The 2,697-nt window shown below is 61.4% G+C and carries 3 protein-coding genes; 1 reads left to right on the top strand and 2 read right to left on the bottom strand.

Translation table 11 applies throughout. The features are described from left to right. Positions 1–108: 108 nt before the first annotated feature. Together EN932_RS33380 and EN932_RS33375 are read right to left on the bottom strand one after the other, a co-directional pair. Positions 109–735 (bottom strand): glutathione S-transferase family protein, encoded by a 627-nt coding sequence (locus tag EN932_RS33380; protein WP_024504566.1) that lies wholly within the window; start codon positions 733–735, stop codon positions 109–111. Between the two features lie 12 nt (positions 736–747). Then, on the bottom strand, positions 748–1,959 hold the full coding sequence (locus tag EN932_RS33375) for an NADP-dependent isocitrate dehydrogenase (RefSeq protein ID WP_013532148.1): 1,212 nt from the start codon (positions 1,957–1,959) through the stop codon (positions 748–750). A gap of 216 nt (positions 1,960–2,175) precedes the next feature. Here EN932_RS33375 and EN932_RS33370 point away from each other — a divergent pair. Next, positions 2,176–2,697 (top strand): RNA methyltransferase (locus tag EN932_RS33370; protein WP_164890761.1); only part of this gene is annotated, 522 nt, incomplete at its 3' end.

Genomic DNA, 2,697 nt, shown 5'->3' with positions numbered 1-2,697 from the left:
CTTCCAAGGCCGATGATGCGATTGCTGCGGTAAGGGCGGCACTCGAAGCGGCGTAGGCGAGTGGACTGAATTTAAAGCAACGGTTGGAGGGACAGCGGACGTCTCTTATCAGCCGATTTTTTCAGTCTGCACGAAGCTCGGCCGAGCCGCAATGCGCGCATACCAGTCCCGGATATCAGGGAACTCGGCCAGCAGATTTTGCCCCTCGGCGACCTTGACGAAATAGCCGATGATCGGTGCGGCATGCAGGTCGGCCAGCGTCAGCTGGTCGCCCAGCAGCCACGGTCCCGGCGCTTTCAGCGCGGACAGCGTCCGAAGCGCTTTGCTCGCCTGAGCAAGGCCGCCGGCGATCAACGCCTCATCCGGCTGAGCCTTCTCCAGCCGCTCGACGGCAACATCCCAGACCATCGATCTGTAGGCATAGGCATCGAGCATGCCGATGATCTGGTTCATGGTTGCGCGGCCACGAGGCTCCGTCGCTTGCAGCGCTGGCCCGTCGAACGCCTCGTCAACATATCTGGCAATCGCGCTCGTCTCGAACAGCCGGAATCCGTCATGCTCGAAGGCCGGGATGCGGCCGAACGGATGATGTTCGAAATACCAGGCGGGAATCCCGTCGGCGGCAAAGACATCGACTGGCACAAGCTCGTAGTCGATGCCTTTTTCCTCAAGCACGAGGCGGACGATGCGCACATAGACGCTATAGTCCGCCCCGTAGACGATGGGCTTGCCCATCTTGCTTACTTATCAGGCCATCGCCTTCTGCAGGTTCTCGTCGATCTTGTCGAGGAAACCGGTGGTCGACAGCCAAGGCTGGTCGGGGCCGATCAGCAGCGACAGGTCCTTGGTCATGAAGCCGGACTCGACCGTCTGGATGCAGACTTTTTCCAGCGTCTCGGCAAAGCGCTTCAACTCGGCATTGTCGTCGAGCTTGGCGCGATGGGTGAGGCCACGCGTCCAGGCGAAGATCGAGGCGATCGAATTGGTCGAGGTTTCCTCGCCCTTCTGATGCTGGCGGTAGTGGCGGGTGACGGTGCCGTGCGCGGCTTCCGCTTCCACGGTCTTGCCGTCCGGCGTCATCAGCACCGAGGTCATCAGGCCGAGTGAGCCGAAACCTTGCGCGACCGTGTCGGACTGCACGTCACCATCATAGTTCTTGCAGGCCCAGACATAGCCGCCCGACCATTTCAGGGCGGAGGCCACCATGTCGTCGATCAGGCGGTGCTCGTACCACAGCTTCTTCGACTTGAACTCGGCCTCGAATTCAGCCTCGTAGACCTCCTGGAAGATATCCTTGAAGCGGCCGTCATAGGCCTTGAGGATGGTGTTCTTGGTCGACAGATAGACCGGGTAGTTGCGCAGCAGGCCGTAGTTCAGCGAGGCGCGGGCGAACTCGCGGATGGACTCGTCGAGATTGTACATGGCCATGGCGACACCGGCGCCGGGCGCGTCGTATACATCGTGCTCGATCACCTGGCCGTCCTCGCCGACGAACTTGATGGTCAGCTTGCCCTTGCCGGGGAAGCGGAAATCGGTGGCGCGGTACTGGTCGCCGAAAGCATGACGGCCGACGATGATCGGCTTGGTCCAGCCGGGCACCAGGCGCGGCACGTTCTTCATGATGATCGGCTCGCGGAAGATGGTGCCGCCGAGGATGTTGCGGATGGTGCCGTTCGGCGACTTCCACATCTTCTTCAGCTTGAACTCCTCGACGCGCTGCTCGTCAGGCGTGATCGTCGCGCATTTCACGCCGACGCCGTATTTCTTGATGGCGTTGGCCGAATCGATGGTCACCTGGTCGTTGGTGGCGTCGCGATGCTCGATGCCGAGGTCGTAATATTCCAGCTTGAGGTCGAGATAAGGGTGGATCAGCTTGTCCTTGATGAACTGCCAGATGATGCGGGTCATCTCGTCGCCGTCGAGTTCGACGACCGGGTTCGCCACCTTGATCTTCGCCATGGAAAGAATGCCTCGTTGCTGGGATGTGGGACGGCCTTGCCCGCGTGGCGTTGGGCCGGGAGATGTCGCCCGTATATCAAAGCGCTTTTGGCCACGCAAACGGCGATCGGTCACGAATTGGAGGCCAGAGCCGTCGTCATTTGCGAATGCTTCATTTTCCCGGCCGAATATGGCAGGGGACGCTGAAATGCCGCAAACAGCAGTTCATTGACAATCATGCCCGTCACCAAAGATCCTGATAGCATTGCAGTCGCCGGCCCGGCGATCATCCTCGTCGAGCCTCAGCTTGGCGAGAACATCGGCATGGTCGCGCGCGCCATGGCCAATTTCGGTCTGTCGGAGCTGCGCCTCGTCAATCCGCGTGACGGTTGGCCGAGCGAGAAGGCACGTGCGGCGGCGAGCCGCGCCGATCATGTCATCGACGCCGTCACCGTCTTTGACGATCTGGCCTCGGCGCTCGCCGACCTGAACTTCGTCTTCGCCACCACGGCCAGGCAGCGCGACGGCTTCAAATCCGTGCGCGGGCCGGTGGAGGCGGGCAGGATGCTTCGGACCCGTCACGCAATGGGCCAGCGCACCGGCATCCTGTTCGGCCGCGAGCGCTTCGGCCTCTACAATGACGAGGTCGGCCTTGCCGACGAGATCGTCACGTTCCCGGTCGATCCCGATTTCTCGTCGCTCAACATCGCCCAGGCCGCGCTTCTGATGTCCTACGAATGGATGAAGTCCGGCCTGGAA

The organism is Mesorhizobium sp. M7A.F.Ca.US.002.01.1.1 (assembly GCF_004022955.1).
GTDB lineage: Bacteria > Pseudomonadota > Alphaproteobacteria > Rhizobiales > Rhizobiaceae > Mesorhizobium > Mesorhizobium ciceri.
This window is presented reverse-complemented; position numbering and strand designations above follow the sequence as displayed.